2 protein-coding genes are annotated in these 1431 nt (G+C 30.5%); both read right to left on the bottom strand.

Annotated elements, in window-relative coordinates; translation table 11 throughout:
• Nucleotides 1-165 precede the first annotated feature (165 nt).
• Nucleotides 166-555, bottom strand: coding sequence for a hypothetical protein (locus tag QI30_RS19960; RefSeq protein WP_126992160.1), 390 nt, complete (start codon nucleotides 553-555; stop codon nucleotides 166-168).
• Nucleotides 556-863: 308 nt separating this feature from the next.
• Nucleotides 864-1431, bottom strand: a 568-nt coding sequence (locus QI30_RS19955; RefSeq protein WP_370323649.1) for a ParA family protein, incomplete at its 5' end; no start/stop codon positions are given.

Genomic DNA, 1431 nt, shown 5'->3' with positions numbered 1-1431 from the left:
ATATAACTTGATCCAGCTGCATCATGAGCGGAATGGAGCGTTTCAGCTTCAGCTGGAAAGAGATATAGTTTAACTAAGACAATGGTTAATTTATTTGTAGGCATAGAAATAGCATCTCGTTTGATTGATACATTTATCGTACCGAGTAGCCGATTTTGTCTACTCTTATTTATAGTTAACTTTATTTACTTGATTGGCCTTCAAAAGTTCAAATATATTTACAAAATCATCTAACATTTCCATCGTCAATTTAAAATCTGTTTCTTCATTTTTAACTTCTTCTCGATGAATCGAAGGAAGATCTGTTATTAATCGATTACGCGGACGTTCTGGTAATTTAAAATCTTTCTGATGAAAATAGAACTTATTCTCAATGCCATAAAGCTGCAGGATTTTTTCAATGTTGTTCAAAATATCTCCTTCACCATTTAACAGATTTTCGAAATCTTCTTTTGAAATATTTGTTTTTTCAATGAACCAACTATTTGAGCGTTGTGTAAAATTAATAAATTGCTGCAGGTTTTTAATAATAGTTTCTTTTGATTGATTATCCATTAGATTCCTTCCTTTACTGCGTAACATCATTTATATATTCTAAAAGTTTTGCCTTTCTTAAATGACGTCATTTATCTGAATTATAGATAAATTAGTTTTAAGACATTATAAATTCAAATTTTATCCATATTTAAAGATATCACAAAACGAGAACGTATGCTCTGTTTTTGTAAACTCTCATAATAACCCGTTACGCGTACTTGCATACGTATTTTGCTAAATTTCTCAAACTCATATAATTGATATCAGATTTCTATATAAAGAAAGAGCAGCTAAAAAATAAGCTGCCCTTTCAGTCAATAATTTATTTATGCGTGTAGCTTCTCTATACAATATTGTAGTTCTGCTTCAGATAAATAATCTAATTCACGGTCCAACAACGAACGAATTAAATCATCTATGCTTTTACAATCTCTAGACATTTTCAAATATCTTAAGATATCAATTACTTCGGTTGACATTCTAATTGAAGATGAACTGCTAAGCTCTACTTTTTTATAATTTCGAAATGTATCCAATTTTTGTTCATTCCCTTTTATCTGTTTTTCTTTTTCATTCATGATTTCCATTCTACTTAATAGTTCCTCCGCAATACGTATATATGTAGCGTGTATATCCTGATCTTGCGTATTTTGTTGGAGGGATGTTATGCCTGAAGTACCGTACTGTTTTATACGCTCTGTCTGTTTCACACAATCAGGTAGCAGAAGATTTTCATCAAAATCTTTCTCAATATCTTTTAATATATCGTTGTCTATAAGTGCATTGGTTTTAAGCATTACTGGTAAAATCCCTAGTACAGCAATGTCCGTATTTAATTTTTCAATAGATGTTTCTAAATAACTGAACATCTTTTTTGCGCCTTCTAGCGAGTGT

It is taken from the genome of Candidatus Kurthia intestinigallinarum (genome assembly GCF_003991225.1).
Classification (GTDB): domain Bacteria; phylum Bacillota; class Bacilli; order Bacillales_A; family Planococcaceae; genus Kurthia; species Kurthia populi.
The sequence above is the reverse complement of the archived record's forward strand: the minus strand, read 5'-3'. Positions and strand labels throughout refer to the sequence as shown.